A 16,351-nucleotide genomic window follows, 5' to 3' on the forward strand; every position below is an offset into this window, starting at 1 on the left:
AAGCGCCAGTTTGTGTCCCATTCTCCAGGGCTTGCACCTAGGGTAAACGCGTGCTTTGCCGCTGGCAGCACCTGGCCAGCGGGGTGGCCTGTTAGGCAAACAGCTGCGCCAACGCCAGCCCGGGGTCGTCGGCCCGCATGAAGGCCTCGCCCACCAAAAAGCTGTGAATGCCCGCATCGCGCATGGCCCGCACGTCCGCCGGGCCAAGAATGCCCGATTCGGTGACCAAGATGCGCTCGGGCGGCACCTCTTTTTGCAGCTGCAGCGTGGTCTGGATGTCCACCTCAAAGGTGCGCAGGTTGCGGTTGTTGATGCCCACCAGCGGGGTTTTCAACTGCAAGGCCCGCTCCAGCTCGTGGCCATCGTGGACTTCCACCAGCACGGCCATGTCCAGGCTGTGGGCGATCTGCTCCAGCTCGGCCATCAGGCCATCGTCTAGGCAGGCGGCGATCAAGAGCACGCAATCGGCCCCCATGGCACGCGATTCGTAGATTTGGTAGGCATCGACCATGAAATCCTTGCGCAGCACCGGCAGCGGGCAACTGGCGCGGGCCTGCTTCAAATAGTCGGGCTGGCCCTGGAAGAACTGCCGGTCGGTCAGCACCGACAGGCAGGCAGCGCTGACCTTGCCATCGCCCTGGGCATAGCTTTGCGCAATGTCCGCCGGAATGAACTCGCCCCTGCGGATCACGCCCTTGCTGGGGCTGGCCTTTTTGATCTCGGCAATCACCGCCGCCTGGTTTTGGGCCAATTTGGCGCGCATCGCCCCGACAAAATCGCGCGTCAGCACCCGGCTTTCCGCATCGCGGCGCATCTCCGCCAGGGGCATGCGCCGCTGCGCAGCCGCAATTTCCTCGCGCTTGACGGCGCAGATTTTTTCCAAAATATCACTCATCGTTCTCTCCAAAAACTCCAGCCCAGCCCGCGAAGCTGCGCAGCAAGCGAGCCAGCCATTCCATAACAACGTATCCGTCAGGGCGCAGCCGCAAAAACAACCAAGCCGCATCCCGTCTGACTCACCGCAGTTGTCCGAACGCAGCGCCCGCAGGGCGCGTAGTGAGTTCTGCGGTGCCAAAGCTGCGCAGCACGCCTTCTTTGCTGACTTTCTTGCGCGCGCAAGAAAGTTAGTCGCCCGCCGGGGCGAGTCCCGGCCAGCACCCCGTTTTACGCCAACAACCGCTGGCTATACCCCACCAACTCCTGCAGCTTTTGCAGCGCCGCCCCGCTATTAATCGCCTCCCGCGCCCGCCGCAGCCCATCCTCCATGCTGCTGGCCACATTGGCCGCATACAACGCCGCCCCGGCGTTCAAACACACAATATCGTGCGCCGGGCCCGCATCCCCCGCCAGCACGCCGCGCAGCATGGCAATCGACTCCTGCGCGTTCTCCACCTTGAAAGCGCGGGTGCCCACCATGCGCAGGCCAAAGTCTTCGGGGTGGATTTCGTATTCACGCACCACACCGTCCTTCAATTCACCAACCAAAGTGCCCGCGCCCAGGCTGATCTCGTCCAGCCCATCGCGGCCATAGACCACGACGGCATGCTCCGCCCCCAGGCGCTGCAAGGCACGCACCTGGATGCCCACCAGGTCTTCGTGGAACACGCCCATCAAAATGTTCGGCGCATCGGCCGGATTGGTCAGCGGCCCCAGGATGTTGAAAAGGGTGCGCACGCCCAGCTCTTTGCGCACTGGGGCGACGTTTTTCATCGCCGGGTGGTGGTTGGGGGCAAACATAAAGCCCACGCCCACTTCGGCAATGCAATCGGCAATCTGCGCTGGGGTGAGGTTGATGTTCACGCCCAGCGCCTCCATCGCGTCGGCGCTGCCCGATTTGCTGCTCACGCTGCGCCCGCCGTGCTTGCTGACCTTGGCCCCGGCGGCGGCAATGACAAACATGGCGCAGGTGGAGATGTTGAAGGTGTGCGCCCCATCGCCGCCGGTGCCGACGATATCGACCAGATGCGTTTTGTCGCGCACCGGCACCTTGTTGGAAAACTCGCGCATCACCTGCGCGGCGGCGGAGATTTCGCCAATCGTCTCTTTCTTCACGCGCAGCCCGGTGAGGATGGCCGCGCACAGCACCGGCGAGAGTTCGCCGCGCATGATCATGCGCATCAGGTGCAGCATTTCGTCGTGGAAGATTTCGCGGTGCTCGATGGTGCGCTGCAGCGCTTCTTGCGGGGTGATGGCCAGATGCTGGGCTACGGAGGTCATGGGGGTGTCCTGTGATTAATTTGTGAGCTGCAGCCGCTTATTTATCCATACTTTCAAACCAATTTAACGCTGAAACCATTGATTTACCAGCGCAAGCAGCTCTTAAAACAAAGGCCACCGCAAGGATGGCCTGGGGCGGGCATTACGCCGCTTGCAAAAAGTTTTTCAGCATCGCGTGGCCGTGCTCGGTCAGGATGCTTTCGGGGTGGAACTGCACGCCTTCCACGGCCAGCGTGGTGTGGCGCACGCCTTGGATTTCGCCGTCCTCGCTGGTGGCGGTGACGGTCAGGCACGCGGGCAGCGTGGCCTTGTCAATCACCAACGAGTGGTAGCGGTTCACCGTGAACTGTTGGGGCAGCCCGGCAAACACGCCTTTTTGGTCGGTGGTAATCACGCTGGTCTTGCCGTGCATCTGCTGCCCGGCGCGGACGATGTCCCCGCCAAAGGCCGCGCCAATCGCTTGGTGGCCCAGGCACACGCCCAGCACCGGCAGCTGGCCGGCAAAGTGCTGAATCGTTGCCACGGCAATGCCGGCCTCGGCCGGAGAGCACGGGCCGGGCGAGATGACGATGCGCTCGATGCCCTGCGCGGCCACCAGGGCCACCAGATCGGCCAGCGGCATTTCGTCGTTGCGCACCACGGTCACGTCGGCACCCAGCTCGCCCAGGTACTGCACGATGTTGTAGGTAAAGCTGTCGTAGTTGTCCAGCATCAGAACTTTCATACCGATTCCTCTTTCTTCGGCGGCAGGCCGGCGGCGCGCAGCCGGGCCAGCTCATCGTGTTCGTAGGCGATGTAGCACTCCATCATCGCGCGGTAGATGCGCTCGATCAGGTCGGGGTTGCCGCCCTGCGCCTGCGCCAGGGTGCGCACGCGCTGCACGATGGTTTCAATGCGCTCCTCGTCGCGCACCAGAGCATCGTCGTTTTTCACCCGCGCGGCCTGGGTCATGTAGCCGCTGCGCTGCACCAGCAGGGGCACCAGCACATCGTCCAGGGCATTCACGCCTGCCCGCACCTCGGTCATGCTGGTGCAGTGCGGCACTTTGTCGATGGCCAACGTCATTCCAATCCTTCTTCCACCAATTCCGCCGCGCGCAGCAGGGCACGGGCTTTGTGTTCGGTCTCTTGCCATTCCAGCTCGGGCACGGAGTCGGCCACCACCCCGGCGGCGGCCTGCACGTACAGCGTGCCGTTCTGGATGACGCCGGTGCGGATGGCAATCGCCATGTCCATGTGCCCGGCAAAGCTCAAATAGCCCACCGCGCCGCCGTAGATGCCGCGCTTGGTCGGCTCCAGCTGGTCGATCAGCTCCATGGCGTGCACCTTGGGTGCGCCCGAGAGCGTGCCCGCCGGAAAGCTGGCCTTGAGCACGTCCATGCTGGACAGGCCGGGTTTCAGCAGCCCCTCCACGTTGCTGACGATGTGCATCACGTGGCTGTAGCGCTCCACGACAAAGGCTTCGGTGACTTTGACGCTGCCGGTCTGCGCGATGCGGCCAATGTCGTTGCGCGCCAGGTCAATCAGCATCACATGCTCGGCGCGTTCCTTGGGGTCGGCCAGCAGTTCGTGCTCGGTGGCCAGATCGGCCTCGGGCGTGGCACCGCGCGGGCGGGTGCCGGCCAGCGGGCGGATGGTGATTTTCTCGCCGTCCGCCACCTTGTCCTGGCGCACCAAAATCTCGGGGCTGGAGCCCACCACCTGAAAGCTGCCGAAGTTGTAGAAATACATGTACGGCGAGGGGTTGAGCGAGCGCAGCGCCCGGTACAGCGACAGGGGCGATTCGGTGTAGCGCTTGTGAATGCGCTGGCCGACCTGCACCTGCATAAAGTCGCCCGCCGCAATCAAATCCTTGGCTTTTTGCACGGCGGCCAGATAGTCCGGCTTGGCAAAGTTGCGCTGCGCCGGGTGGCTGTCGCCGCCCTTGATCTGCGGCACGCTAACCGAGTAGCGCAGCAGCTCTTTCAACTCGCGCATGCGCTTTTTGGCGCGGCTGTAGCTTTCGGCCCGGCTGGGGTCGGCATACACGATGAAGTACAGCTTGCCCGAGAGGTTGTCGATCACCGCCAGCTCTTCGCACTGCAGCAGCAAAATATCCGGGCAATCCAGGCCATCAGGCGGGCAGGTTTTTTCCAGCTTGGGCTCGATGTAGCGCACTGCGTCGTAGCCAAAGTAGCCCGCCAGCCCGCCGCAAAAGCGCGGCAGACCGGGCACCAGCGCCACCTTCAGGCGCTGCTGGTAGGCGGCGATAAAGTCCAGCGGGTTGCCGTGGTGCGTCTCCACCACTTGGCCGTCGGTGACGACTTCGGTTGTCGCCTCGGCCCCAAAGCCGCTGGCCCGCAGCAGGGTGCGCGCGGGCAGGCCAATAAAGCTGTAGCGGCCAAAGCGCTCGCCGCCTTCGACCGATTCCAGCAAAAAGCTGTTCGTGCCGTCGCCGTGGGCGTGGGCCAGTTTGAGGTACAGCGACAGGGGGGTTTCCAGATCGGCAAACGCTTCGGTCACCAGGGGGATGCGGTGGTAGCCGGCACGCGCCAGGCTTTGAAATTCCAGCTCGGTAATCACGGTGGGAGGTTTCCTTGCAACAAGGGGCAGCAGGCGTTGCGGTGCTGCGGTTCATTCAACGGCGGTGGCCCAGGCAGCCACCACCCCAGTGCGCCGGGGCGCTTTAAGCGGTTACAGCAGCAGGCTTACGCCAGGGCCAGGCTCCCCGGTCGGCACAACCTGCAATCAACGCGTAGTGAATGAACATGGGCGGCAAGTGTAGCCGATGGCAGGCGGGCCGCAGAAACGCGGGGGCCAGGCCAGCGGGCCGCCCACTCAGCGTTTACCCTGGATTCGTGCCGGATTCGCGCTTTAGCGCTTGTCAGGAAAAAGTAAGGCTTTCAGAATCAGCCCTTCAAAAGAACGAGCGTTCTTATTTGTTTTCAAGGGATTTGTATGCTGCATGCCGTGCACTGTTTCCGCGTTTTCCTGCCCGCCTTGGCCCTGGTGGCCTTGCTGACCAGCGCCGTGCGTGCGCACGCCGCGCCGCCGCCAGAGCCGGCCGAATCGTTCACCCTGGCGGGCCAGACGCTGGTTTTGAACGGCAGCGGCACGCGCCACAAAGCGGTGTTCAAGGTCTATAACGCCCATTTGTACCTGCCGCACAAGGCGCAAAGCTACGCGCAAATTGCCCAGATGCCCGGTGCCAAGCGCCTGGAAATCCACATGCTGCGCGATATTGATGCCAACGAGCTGGGCAAGCTGTTTACCAAGGGCATCGAGCACAACACCCCACGCCAGCACCTGGGCCAGGTGCTGCCCAGCGTGGTGCAAATGGGGGCGCTGTTTGCCCACGAAAAGCGCCTGCGCAAGGGCGATAGCTTTAGCTTGGATTGGGTGCCCGAGGCCGGGCTGACCATCTCGATCAACGGCCAAGCGCGCCAGCCGCAGTTTGCCAACCCGCTATTTTTCAATGCCTTGCTCAGCATTTGGCTGGGCGACCAGCCGGCCGACAGCCACCTCAAGCAGGCGCTGCTGGGGCTGCAAACGCCGCCCCTGGATGCAAATTGAATAGCATTTTGCGCTGATAGATAAACAAATTTCAGTGTTTTAACTCTGAAAATGATTGTTTATCAGCGGCAGCCGCTCTGCTTATGCAAGCACCAGCTTGCGGTAGTAGTTGGGCAGGGCAAACAAAGCACCGTGGATGTCGGCGTTGTAGTACTGCAAGTCGGTCACGCCCCGGGCGGCCAGGCGCTCATCGATCTGCGCGGCGCTCACGGCGGTGGGCTGCAAACTGTCCGAGCACACCGCCATGCCCCAGTACGCGCCATACAGCGGCACATAGGTGCCGTAGCAAGCCACCTGGGCAAAGGTGGCCTTGAGCGTTTGGCTGAGCGCGCGCACCTGCTCGGCGTGAAACACCGGGCTGCCCAGGTGCAGCACCAGCGCCCCACCGGGGTTGAGCACCCGGCGCATGCGCTGCAAGGCCTCAGGGCTGTAGAGCGAGCCGGCGGGGGTGTGCGGATCGGTCAAATCGAGCAAGATCAAATCAAAGCGGTCGGTGGTGCTGTCCACATAGGCCATGCCATCGCCAATTTGCAGCTGCAGGCGCGGGTCGTCCCACACCCCGTTGTGTACGCGCTGCAGCTGGGCCTTGCTCGCCTCGATGACGGCCTCATCCAGCTCGGCCAGCACCAGGCGCTGCACGGTGTTGTGTTTGAGCAGCTCTTCGGCCAAGCCGCCATCGCCGCCGCCAATCACCAGCACCTGCTGCGGATCGGGGTGGGCCATGGCCGCCGGGTGGGCCATGCACTCGTGGTAGAAAAATTCTTCCCCCTCGCTGGTCATGAAGTGATCGTCCAGGCGCATCACGCGGCCAAAGCTGGGGGTGTCCAGCATCTCCAGCGTCTGGAACGGAGTGTGCTGGCGCTGCACGTTGTGCGCCCGAAACCCAAAGGCCGCGTTTTCCGTGAGCTGCTCCATCACCCAGGGGTACTGGCCCACGCCATTGGTGGCAATGTCGCCGCGCCACAGCTGCTGGCGCACGGCCTCCTGCGGGGCGTAAGCGGCCACCACGCCATCCATCAGCGCCTGGGCCTTGGCCGAGTTGTCGCCCGAAAAATTGCACACATACACGTCGATGGTGACGTTGCCCGTCTCGGGCCAGGTGTGGATGGCCAAATGCGATTCGGCCAGCAGCACCGCCCCGGTGACCCCGCCAGGCTGGCCCTGCCATTCGGGGAATTTGACCCATTTGTCCTCCACCAGGGTCAGCCCGGAGGCATCGGTCTGACTTCGGCACAACTGCGCAATGGTGTCGGCACAAATCATGAGTGCGCTATCGCAAGAACATTGGTACAAATCGGCAGTCAGGTGCAAACCTTGCATGGTGGGGAGTCCTCCTGGGGTTCCATCCGGGGTAAAACGCGTCTTACCGGAACAAAAAAGCGGGCATTTTTCGGGAAACCCAGCATTTTAGGTAAGTTTTACGCAAAACACCCCTGCCCACATGGCAAGTCCATACACCCTGCTTTACAACACGCTACAACTCGCCGACCACCATTTGATGCTATGACGCCACAACAACGAACGCTTGCGATCTGCGCTCTACAATCAGTTTCATCTTTCTGTAAAGGTTTCCCATGTCAATGAGTAACGTCAAAGTCAGCACCCGCTTGAGTCTGGGGTTCGGTGCCATTTTGCTCATCATGCTCGCGCTCACGGCCATCGGCATTTGGCGCATGCAGGTCATCAGCGATGTCATGGTGACCATGACCCAGCAAGACAACGTGCGCCTGCAAGAGACCATGCGCTGGCGCGAAAACACGCAGAAAAACTGGATTCGCACCCGCGCCATGCTACTCAACGCCAGTCCGCAATTCAACGCGATTTGGGAGCCAGAAATTGCCGCCACCTCGGCCGCGATCAGCGAGAGCCAGAAAAAAATCGAAAGCCTGCTGCGCTTCGAAGAGGGCATCCGGCTGTTCAAAGGCCTAGACAGCCACCGCGCCGCCTACCGCAACCTGCGCACGGCGCTGATGCAGCAAAGCGCCAACGGCGACCACGTGGCAGACCGGATCGAATCCGAGCTCAACCCCCTGGCCGATGCCTACGACCAAGCCCTGGGGCAGTTTGCCGACTACCAGCTCAAGGTCTATACCGAAACGCGCGAAACCGCCTTGGCCCAAGTGCACCAAAGCCAAATCATGCTGGCCAGCGTCGCCGGCATCACCTTGCTGCTGGGCATCTGGGGAGCCTGGGCACTGGGGCGCTCCATCACCCGGCCCCTGCACCAGGCCGTGGGCATTGCCGACGAAATTGCCCACGGCAACCTGACGCAAAGCTTCACCATCAGCGGCCGCGATGAAACCGCCACCTTGCTCACCAGCCTGCACGAAATGCAGGCCAAACTGGCCAGCATCGTCGCCGGCGTGCGCCAAAACGCCGACAGCGTGGCCAATGCCAGCGCCGAAATTGCCCAGGGCAACAACGACCTGTCGGCCCGCACCGAACAACAAGCCAGCGCTTTGGAGCAAACTGCCGCCTCGATGGAGCAGCTGGGCTCGACCGTGCGCCAAAACGCCGACAACGCGGCCCAGGCCAACCAACTGGCCATGAATGCCAACGAGGTGGCCAACCAAAGCGGCGGCGTGGTCGAGCAAATGGTCAGCACCATGCGCGAGATTGAGGACAGCGGCCAGCGCATCGCGGCGATCATCGGCGTGATCGACAGCATCGCTTTTCAAACCAACATCCTGGCGCTGAACGCCGCTGTCGAAGCAGCCCGCGCCGGTGAGCAAGGCCGCGGTTTTGCTGTGGTGGCCAGCGAGGTGCGCGCCCTGGCCGGACGCAGCGCCGAGGCCGCCAAAGAAATCAAGACCCTGATCGACACCAGCGTGCAGCGCGTGGGCCACGGCACCCAGCTGGCCGACCAAGCGGGCCACTCGATGCAGGAAATGATCAACGCCATTGGCCGCGTCACCGACATCATGGCCGAGATCAGCGCCGCCAGCCGCGAGCAAAGCTCGGGCGTAAGCCAGGTGGGCGAGGCCATCACGCAAATGGACCGCACCACCCAGCAAAACGCCGCCTTGGTCGAAGAAAGCGCCGCCGCTGCCGACAACCTGCGCAGCCAAGCCGTGCAGCTGGTGCAGGCCATGGCCTTTTTCCAAGTGAACGAGGGCGGCACCGCACGCCCCGGCCCTGCCGCTGCCCAAGCTGCGCCCAGGCCATCTGCAAAACCTATAGCAGCCCCCGCAATCAACAGCGGCAAAGTAGAGAAAAAGCTTGCAAATAGCCCTAAAACTACTGCGCCAACAGCACCTAAAAAAGCAGCGCCTACTGCGCCCACGCCTGCCCCAGCCACCGCCTTGACCGCGCCCAAGCCCAAGCCGGCCGCCAAAGCGCCCTCCAAGCCAGCAACCAGCAACGAGGACGATTGGGAGACTTTCTAAAGCCTCCCCCCCAAACACCTTAGAACGTGTTCATGATCTCGAATGAAGGTGTGGGGGATGCGGTTCGGGATGGGTTGCGAGGGGCAAACCACAGTAATAGCTTGGCTATTGCGAGGATTTGCAACGACGCAGACCGCCCGAGGCCGCGCCCGCACACCCATGAGGAGATCGTGAACACGTTCTTAGCGCTGCGGACTCAACCGCCCCTGCACCTGCGCCAGCGCATCCCAATGCGCCAGCGCGGGCACCGCAGCAATCGGCTCGCCGTGGTTAAAGCCATAGGTCATCAGCACCACCGGGCAACCGGCCGCCCGCGCCGCTTGCGCATCGTTGCTCGAATCGCCCACCATCAAGGTGCGCCCTGGCTGGGTGCCCAAGGCCTTGCAGGTTTCCAGCAGCGGCAGCGGATCGGGCTTTTTGCGGGCAAACGAATCACCGCCAAACACGCACTGAAAATATTTTTCCAAGCCTTTGGCACGCAATAACGGCTGGGCAAACGCCAGCGGCTTGTTGGTCAAACACGCCAGCGGCAAGCCCGCCGCGGCCAAGGTGTGCAAGCCCTCCTCCACCCCCGGATACACCTGGGCAAACTGGCCATTGATGCGCAAATAATGGTGCTCATAGCGCTGCCACGCCTGCGCATACTGGGCCTGCACCTGGGCGGCATCCAGCCCCCCATGGGCCAAGACAGAGCGCAACAAATGCTCGGTGCCCTTGCCCACCAAGTGCTCAATCACTTCGGGGGCTATCGCGGGCAACCGCAAATCGGCCAACATGCCGTTGAGCGCCGCTGAAAAATCGCCCAAGGTGTTCACCAAGGTGCCGTCCAAATCCAGCATCACCGCATCCAGGGCGATGCTGCTGCCTTCCAAGTGCAATTGCATAACTGTTTAACTTCATCGTTCTAAAAGCCCTTCGGCCAAAGGCGCAAAGGGGTGGCCGAAAAAGGGGCCATGGTACCCAGGGACAGAGACGGATGTGCGCTGGCGCAAGGCTTGCGGGCTACCGGGCTACCGGCACGGTTGGCACCCGTGCAGCCAAGGCGACCAGCACCAGCACCGGCAGTCCCAGGGCCGCCGTGCTGATAAAAAATGGGCTATAGCCATAGGCATCCACAAACTGCCCCGAAAACCCGGCCAGCCACTTCGGGGCCAGCAGCATCATGGAACTGAACAGCGCGTACTGCGTGGCCGAGTACTGCACATTGGTCAGGCTGGACAAGTAGGCAATAAACGCTGCCGAGGCAATGCCTCCAGCCAAGTTGTCGGCGCTGACCACCAGGGTCAAACCCACCGTGGTCGGTGCTTGTCCGGTCAGCCAAGCAAACAGCAAATTGCTGCTGGCCGAGAGCAGCGCCCCTAGCATCAGCACCCGCATCACGCCCCAGCGCATGGCCATGGCCCCGCCCACAAAGGCCCCCAGCAGGGTCATGAGCACACCGTAAATTTTGGTGACTGCGGCCACCTGGGCCTTGGTGTAGCCCATGTCCACATAAAACGGGTTGGCCATGATGCCCATCACCACATCGCTGATGCGGTACACCGCAATCAGGCCCAGCACCAGGGCCGCTTGCCAGCGGTAACGCGCGATAAAGTCGGCAAACGGTGCTACCAAAGCGCTGTGCAGCCACTCCTGCACCGAGCGGCTGGGCGGCAGGGGGCGCGGCTGGGGCTCCGGCGAGAGCAAAACGGTGACGATGCCCACCACCATGCAGGCGGCCATTACGCTGTAGGCCACCTGCCAAGCCCGCACGGCATAGCCCAATTGCGCCCCTTGGGCCAAGGTGGCCACCCACAGCACCCCGGCACCGGCCCAGATCATGGCCAGGCGGTAGCCTGTTTGGTAGGTGGCGGCCAAAGCGGCTTGTTCTTGCATGCTGGCCGATTCAATGCGGTAGGCATCCAGGGCAATGTCTTGCGTGGCCGAGCCAAAGGCCACCACCAGGGCGCTCCACACCATGGGGGTCAAGGCCAGCTGCGGGTTTTGGCTGGCCATGCCCAGCAAGCCGGCGGCAATCAACAGCTGCGACAGCAGCAACCAACTGCGCCGCCGCCCCAGGCGGCGCGTGAGCCCAGGCAGCGGCAAGCGATCGACCAGCGGGGCCCAGACCCACTTGAACGCATAGGCCAGCCCAACCCACGATAAATAACCAATGGTGGTGCGGTCAATGCCCGCCTCACGCAACCAAAATGAGAGCGTTCCCAGCACCAGTAGCAAAGGCAAACCGGCGGAAAAGCCCAAGGCCAACATGCGCAAACTGGCCGGTTGCGTGTAAACCTTCAAAGTGCAAAGCCAAGCGCGAAAGGAAGTCATAAAGCCATCGATGCCATAAAAAAGCCCACAGCGACCAAGGTGCTGCGGGCTGGCTAGCTTAATGCCTGGGGCGGTGTTTATTTCTCAACAAAGGCGCGTTCGATGACGAAATCGCCCGGGGTGGTGGTGTTGCCTTCGTTGAAGCCGCGCGCCTCAAACATGTGCTTGAGGGTGTCCAGCATCTCGGGGCTGCCGCACAGCATGACCCGGTCGGTTTCGCGGTTGAGCGGGGGCAGACCGATGTTTTGCGGGAACGTGCCGTTTTCGATTTGGTCCGAAATGCGCCCCTGGTTGCGAAAGGGTTCGCGCGTTACGGTGGGGTAGTAGATGAGCTTGTCTTTGATGATGTCGCCCAGGATTTCGTGCTCGAACAGGTCTTTTTCCAGCATCTCTTGGTAGGCCAGGTCGGCCACATGGCGCACGCCGTGCACGACGATGACTTTTTCGTAGCGCTCATAGGTATCCGGGTCGCGGATGATGGACAACCACGGCGCAAGGCCCGTGCCTGTGCCAATCAAGTACAGGTTTTTGCCTGGCAGCAGGTAATCGGTGACCAAGGTGCCGGTGGGCTTTTTGCCCACAATGATGGTGTCGCCCACCTGGATGTTTTGCAGGCGCGAAGTCAGTGGGCCGTTGGGCACTTTGATCGAGAAAAACTCCAGATGCTCTTCCCAGTTGGGGCTGACGATGGAATAGGCCCGCAGCAGGGGCTTGTTATCGACTTTGAGGCCAATCATGGTGAAGTGGCCATTGGAAAAGCGCAGCCCAGGATCGCGGGTGGTGGTGAAAGAGAACAACCGATCGGTCCAGTGGTGCACCGACAAAACACGTTCTTCGTGAAAAGCACTCATAAACAATGCAGCAAAAAATCAATAACAAACCCACTCGGTGGGGCCCGGCCAAGTGAGGATGAACAAGCCGCCGCCCCGGGCCACAGGGCTGCGATTGTGCGTGAATTTCGCCCAAAATGGGGGATTGTCTGCTTATCTCTTGATATAGATTAGTGATATGGCAAATGACGCGGCACCGCCATTTGCCCCCCAATTTACCCCCATTTACTCCGCTATTTCAGCCCCCGCTGAGCTGTGCCTGGGCCAGCTCAGCGGCCAACACCTGCACCAGCTGCGCCGCTGGCAAGGCCCGCGCCAGTGCCACGCCTTGGCCGGCCCAAAACGGGGCAAAGTCCGTGCAGCCCTGGGCACTGGCTGCTTGGTGCAAGGCCTTGCCCGCGTCGTACACCTGGGGGTAAGCGGGCAAGCTACCGGGGTAGGCCGCGCCCAGGGCGTGCAGGCGATTGACCAGGCCGCGCGCCGGTCGGCCCGAGATGGCGCTGGTCACGGCCGTGCGGGCGTGCTCTTTATTTAAAAGCGCTTGACGGTAAGCAGCATTGGCATTGGACTCAGGACAAGGCACAAATGCAGTCCCCATCTGCGCAGCGCATGCGCCAAGTTGTAGCACGGCCGCAATCCCGGCCCCATCCATGATGCCGCCGGCGGCCACCACAGGCAGGCGGGTGCGCTGCACCAAGAGCTGCACCAGGGCCAAGGTGCCCAGCATCTGGTCGCGGGCGGGGTCGAACACGCCCCGGTGGCCGCCCGCCTCCACGCCCTGGGCAATCACCACGTCGATGCCCGCCTGCTCAATGGCCAGGGCCTCGTCCAAATCGGTGGCGCAGGCCAGGGTGATGCAGCCATAGGCTTTGAGCGCCGCCAAAAAATCTGGCTCGGGCAGGCCGAAATGAAAACTCACCACCGCCGGGCGCTGCGCCAAAATCAGCTGCTGCAGCGCCGTATTGCCCAGGGCCGAGGGGTACACCGCCTGCAAGCGGGCGGGCGCGGTGGCACCAAAACGGGCAAATTCCGGGGCCAGGTACTCCAGCCAGGCCTGTTCACGCTGGGCATCGGCCTGCGGGTGCTGGTGGTAGAACAGATTGACGTTGAAAGGCCCGCTGGTCAGGCTCTGGGTGTGCTCGATGTCGGTTTTCGACTTTTCCAGGCTGTACGCACCCAGGCCAATCGAACCCAACGCGCCCGCATTGCTCACAGCAGCGGCCAATTGCGGGGTGGCGGTGCCCGTCATGGGCGCTTGAATAATGGGGTGGCGCAGGCCCAGGCGCTGCATCCATGGGGCCAAAGTGGTGTGGGTCATGGCAAGTCCTTTTGCAGAGAAAAATTAACAGGCAGGCCCACACGCTGCGCAGCAAGGCATCCGGGCACAGGCTCAGAACGTGCTCACGTTCTCAGGCCAGGGATTGTGCCGCCGCGGTGTACACCCGAAAAATACAAGTTTTATTTATCAGATATAAACCAAATCCGCCGCAATCGCTTAGCTGACAAGTGTGCACAGCTCCTAATTTCTGAACTCCCCTTCTGCCCTTTTCTCCCTTTTTCCTATGCTGACCTACCCCGATATCCGCGCCGCCGCCGATCGCCTGGGCGATAACATTCTGCAAACCCCGTGCGTGGCCTCCCAGACCCTTTCGGAAATCACGGGTGCCCAGGTGTTTTTAAAGTTTGAAAACCTGCAATTTACCGCCTCGTTCAAAGAGCGCGGCGCGTGCAACCGCCTGCAGCTGCTCACCGCCGAAGAAAAAACCCGGGGCGTGGTGGCCATGAGCGCGGGCAACCACGCCCAGGGAGTGGCCTACCACGCGCAACGCATGGGGCTGCGTGCCGTGATCGTGATGCCGCGCTTTACCCCGGGCGTAAAGGTTGAGCGCACGCGCAGCTTTGGCGCTGAAGTGGTGCTGCATGGCGACACCCTGGAAGCTGCGCGCCTGCACGCCTACGCCCTGGCCGAGCAGGAGCAGCTCACTTTCATTCACCCCTTTGACGATCCCGCCGTGGCCGCAGGCCAAGGCACGCTGGCGCTGGAGATGCTGGCCGAACAGCCCGATCTGGACACGCTGATCGTCTCGGTTGGTGGCGGCGGGCTGATTGCCGGGGTGGCCACCGCTGCCAAAACCTTAAAGCCCAGCATCCGCGTGGTGGGCGTGCAAACACGGCGTTTTCCTTCCATGCTCAATGCCGTGCAGGGGCTGGATTTGCCGATTGGCCAATCGACCATTGCCGAGGGCATTGCCGTGGCCACGGCCGGGGCCTTCACCCGCCAGGTGGTGCGCAACTATGTCGATACGCTGCTGCTGGTCGATGAGGGCGATGTCGAGCAAGCGGTGCTGATGCTGTTAGAGATTGAAAAAACCTTGGTTGAAGGGGCCGGTGCAGCCGGTCTGGCCGCCCTGGTGCGCCACGGCGAGCAGTTCAAGGGGCAAAAAGTGGGGCTGATTTTGTCGGGCGGCAATATCGACCCGCTGCTGCTGGCCTCGATCATCGAGCGCGGCATGGCCCGCTCCGGTCGTCTGGCACGCATCAAGGTCAGCGCCCGCGATGTTCCGGGCGTGCTGGCCAAAATCACCGCCACCGTGGCCGAGGCCGGGGCCAACATCGAAGAGGTACACCACCAACGCGCGTTTACCTTGCTGGCCGCGCAAAACGTGGAGATTGAATTTGTCCTGCAAACACGCAACCAGGCGCATGTGGAGCAAGTGCTCCAGGCCCTGCAAGCCCAGGGCATGGAGGCCGCGCGGATGTAGCGACCGCCGCAGAGGGGGCGGCTTCCCCCCCGGCAGGGCCCCCTCACACTGGCGCTGGGCTGGGCGCAGCGTCTTTTTGGCGGCTGCTGTAATCGGACGAGCGCTGGTACAGCGCCAGGCCAAACTGCGGCAGCATGGCGATTAAGTGGTCGATGATTTCGCCTTGCGTGGCCTCGTAATCCACCCAGGCGGTGGCCACGGTGAACGCGTACACCTGCAGCGGGATGCCAAAGGCCGTCGGCTCCTGCACCCGCACCATCAAGATCATGGCGGGCGGCTGATGAATGCCGGGGTGGGCCTGCAAATACGCCAGGGCATAGGCGCGAAAAGCGGCCAAATTGGTATAGACCGGCGGCGCTGTCTGAAAAAAACTTTCCATCAGCGGCGATTTCGCCCAGTGCGCGTGCTGGGCGGGGGTCAGCGGGCCGACGGTGGCCGCATCAATGGGCAGCGCCCGCATGATGCGCCGCCCGCCCCCGGCAAACATGCTGCGCCAGTTTTTGAAACTGGCACTCATCAGCTTCCAGGTGGGGATGCTGGTGACGGTTTTGTCCCAGTTTTGCACTTTGACGGTGTGCAGATTGATTTCAATCACCGCCCCATCGGCGTTCTCACTGGGCATCTCAATCCAGTCGTCCACGCGCAGCATGTCGTTGCTGGCCAATTGCACGCCCGCCACAAACGACAAAATCGTGTCTTTGAACACCAGCATCAGCACCGCCGACATGGCTCCCAGGCCCGAGAGCAGCAGCAAGGGCGAGCGGTCCAGCACCGTGGCCACGATCAGCAGCAGGGCCACAATGCCCACGGCCAGCTTGCCCAGCTGCACATAGCTTTTGATGGTGCGCGTTTGCGAGGCACGCGGGCCGTCGTAGTTGTCGTGCGCGTGGTTCAGGGCATCGAGCAGCGCCATCACCGCCCGCGCCAGGTGGTAGGTGGTAAAGGCTGCGGCCAAGTTGTGCAACAGGTTGGCCAACGGGGCTTGCAAGTGCGGCACGCCATACACCGCTTGCTGCATGACGATGGAAGGCACCACCTTGGCCACACGGCGCAGCACCGTATCGTGCAGCGCAATGTGCCACCAGCCGCTGCCCCATTGCTCACGCCCACGGCGCACCACCTTCAATAACACGATGCGGGCCACAATGCCCGCCACCACGGCCACCAGGGCCACCAGGGCCAGGCCAATGCTGGCCTTGGCCCAGGGTTGCAAGCTGGCAAATTCGCCAGCAAACACACCAGCAAATACGCCACTCAATGCAGTATTCAAAAAATCCACACTCTCTCCTGCT

General features: G+C 62.4%; 14 protein-coding genes. 3 read left to right on the forward strand and 11 right to left on the reverse strand.

Going from position 1 to position 16,351, the window contains the following annotated elements; genetic code table 11:
• Nucleotides 1-91: 91 nt before the first annotated feature.
• From trpC to trpE, 5 genes are all read right to left on the reverse strand, one after another.
• Complete coding sequence (gene trpC, locus ACFO24_RS06435) at nt 92-895, reverse strand: indole-3-glycerol phosphate synthase TrpC (RefSeq protein WP_377737569.1); 804 nt, start codon at nt 893-895, stop codon at nt 92-94.
• A gap of 269 nt (nt 896-1,164) precedes the next feature.
• Nucleotides 1,165-2,217 (reverse strand): anthranilate phosphoribosyltransferase, encoded by a 1,053-nt coding sequence (gene trpD, locus ACFO24_RS06440; RefSeq protein WP_377737570.1) that lies wholly within the window; start codon nt 2,215-2,217, stop codon nt 1,165-1,167.
• A 142-nt stretch (nt 2,218-2,359) separates the two neighbouring features.
• Entirely contained in the window at nt 2,360-2,941 is a 582-nt protein-coding gene (locus tag ACFO24_RS06445; RefSeq protein WP_377737571.1) for an anthranilate synthase component II, read from the reverse strand.
• Nucleotides 2,938-3,282 carry a chorismate mutase gene (locus tag ACFO24_RS06450; protein WP_377737572.1) on the reverse strand — a complete coding sequence of 115 codons (345 nt, stop codon included), beginning with the start codon at nt 3,280-3,282 and terminating at the stop codon, nt 2,938-2,940. The genes ACFO24_RS06445 and ACFO24_RS06450 overlap by 4 nt, the downstream gene beginning before the upstream one ends.
• The gene (gene trpE, locus ACFO24_RS06455) at nt 3,279-4,778 is read right to left on the reverse strand and encodes an anthranilate synthase component I (RefSeq protein ID WP_377737573.1); all 1,500 of its coding nucleotides are present in this window, start codon (nt 4,776-4,778) and stop codon (nt 3,279-3,281) included. The genes ACFO24_RS06450 and trpE overlap by 4 nt, the downstream gene beginning before the upstream one ends.
• A 375-nt stretch (nt 4,779-5,153) precedes the next feature.
• On the opposite strand from trpE, the gene ACFO24_RS06460 reads away from it, so the two are divergent.
• Entirely contained in the window at nt 5,154-5,768 is a 615-nt protein-coding gene (locus tag ACFO24_RS06460) for a chalcone isomerase family protein (protein ID WP_377737574.1), read from the forward strand.
• Between the two features lie 81 nt (nt 5,769-5,849).
• On the opposite strand, the gene speE is transcribed toward ACFO24_RS06460, so the two are convergent.
• Complete coding sequence (gene speE, locus ACFO24_RS06465; RefSeq protein WP_377737575.1) at nt 5,850-7,088, reverse strand: polyamine aminopropyltransferase; 1,239 nt, start codon at nt 7,086-7,088, stop codon at nt 5,850-5,852.
• A gap of 254 nt (nt 7,089-7,342) precedes the next feature.
• Here speE and ACFO24_RS06470 point away from each other — a divergent pair, with 254 nt between their 5' ends.
• Nucleotides 7,343-9,154 carry a methyl-accepting chemotaxis protein gene (locus ACFO24_RS06470; RefSeq protein ID WP_377737576.1) on the forward strand — a complete coding sequence of 604 codons (1,812 nt, stop codon included), beginning with the start codon at nt 7,343-7,345 and terminating at the stop codon, nt 9,152-9,154.
• Between the two features lie 182 nt (nt 9,155-9,336).
• Here the strand turns inward: ACFO24_RS06470 and gph are convergent, their stop codons facing one another.
• The 4 genes from gph to ACFO24_RS06490 all read right to left on the reverse strand — a co-directional run bounded on the left by gph (nt 9,337) and on the right by ACFO24_RS06490 (nt 13,615).
• Entirely contained in the window at nt 9,337-10,038 is a 702-nt protein-coding gene (gene gph, locus ACFO24_RS06475; RefSeq protein ID WP_377737577.1) for a phosphoglycolate phosphatase, read from the reverse strand.
• Between the two features lie 118 nt (nt 10,039-10,156).
• A complete protein-coding gene (locus ACFO24_RS06480; protein WP_377737579.1) occupies nt 10,157-11,467 on the reverse strand; it encodes an AmpG family muropeptide MFS transporter in 1,311 nt (436 codons plus the stop codon).
• Nucleotides 11,468-11,544: 77 nt separating this feature from the next.
• Entirely contained in the window at nt 11,545-12,318 is a 774-nt protein-coding gene (locus ACFO24_RS06485; RefSeq protein ID WP_377737580.1) for a ferredoxin--NADP reductase, read from the reverse strand.
• 217 nt (nt 12,319-12,535) lie between these two features.
• A complete protein-coding gene (locus tag ACFO24_RS06490; protein WP_377737582.1) occupies nt 12,536-13,615 on the reverse strand; it encodes an NAD(P)H-dependent flavin oxidoreductase in 1,080 nt (359 codons plus the stop codon).
• A gap of 244 nt (nt 13,616-13,859) precedes the next feature.
• Here ACFO24_RS06490 and ACFO24_RS06495 point away from each other — a divergent pair, with 244 nt between their 5' ends.
• Complete coding sequence (locus tag ACFO24_RS06495; RefSeq protein WP_377737583.1) at nt 13,860-15,059, forward strand: threonine ammonia-lyase; 1,200 nt, start codon at nt 13,860-13,862, stop codon at nt 15,057-15,059.
• A gap of 43 nt (nt 15,060-15,102) precedes the next feature.
• Here the strand turns inward: ACFO24_RS06495 and ACFO24_RS06500 are convergent, their stop codons facing one another.
• Nucleotides 15,103-16,296, reverse strand: coding sequence for a mechanosensitive ion channel family protein (locus ACFO24_RS06500; protein WP_377737664.1), 1,194 nt, complete (start codon nt 16,294-16,296; stop codon nt 15,103-15,105).
• Nucleotides 16,297-16,351 lie beyond the last annotated feature (55 nt).

This window comes from Comamonas denitrificans, from assembly GCF_042654745.1.
In the GTDB taxonomy this organism is placed as follows: Bacteria; Pseudomonadota; Gammaproteobacteria; order Burkholderiales; family Burkholderiaceae_C; genus Comamonas; species Comamonas denitrificans.

Bases quoted from the DNA above. Each gene is read 5' to 3' on its own strand.
- trpC (WP_377737569.1), bottom strand. From the start codon at position 895: ATGAGTGATATTTTGGAAAAAATCTGCGCCGTCAAGCGCGAGGAAATT.
- trpD (WP_377737570.1), bottom strand. From the start codon at position 2,217: ATGACCTCCGTAGCCCAGCATCTGGCCATCACCCCGCAAGAAGCGCTG.
- ACFO24_RS06445 (WP_377737571.1), bottom strand. From the start codon at position 2,941: ATGAAAGTTCTGATGCTGGACAACTACGACAGCTTTACCTACAACATC.
- ACFO24_RS06450 (WP_377737572.1), bottom strand. From the start codon at position 3,282: ATGACGTTGGCCATCGACAAAGTGCCGCACTGCACCAGCATGACCGAG.
- ACFO24_RS06460 (WP_377737574.1), top strand. From the start codon at position 5,154: ATGCTGCATGCCGTGCACTGTTTCCGCGTTTTCCTGCCCGCCTTGGCC.
- speE (WP_377737575.1), bottom strand. From the start codon at position 7,088: ATGCAAGGTTTGCACCTGACTGCCGATTTGTACCAATGTTCTTGCGAT.
- ACFO24_RS06470 (WP_377737576.1), top strand. From the start codon at position 7,343: ATGTCAATGAGTAACGTCAAAGTCAGCACCCGCTTGAGTCTGGGGTTC.
- gph (WP_377737577.1), bottom strand. From the start codon at position 10,038: ATGCAATTGCACTTGGAAGGCAGCAGCATCGCCCTGGATGCGGTGATG.
- ACFO24_RS06480 (WP_377737579.1), bottom strand. From the start codon at position 11,467: ATGACTTCCTTTCGCGCTTGGCTTTGCACTTTGAAGGTTTACACGCAA.
- ACFO24_RS06485 (WP_377737580.1), bottom strand. From the start codon at position 12,318: ATGAGTGCTTTTCACGAAGAACGTGTTTTGTCGGTGCACCACTGGACC.
- ACFO24_RS06490 (WP_377737582.1), bottom strand. From the start codon at position 13,615: ATGACCCACACCACTTTGGCCCCATGGATGCAGCGCCTGGGCCTGCGC.
- ACFO24_RS06495 (WP_377737583.1), top strand. From the start codon at position 13,860: ATGCTGACCTACCCCGATATCCGCGCCGCCGCCGATCGCCTGGGCGAT.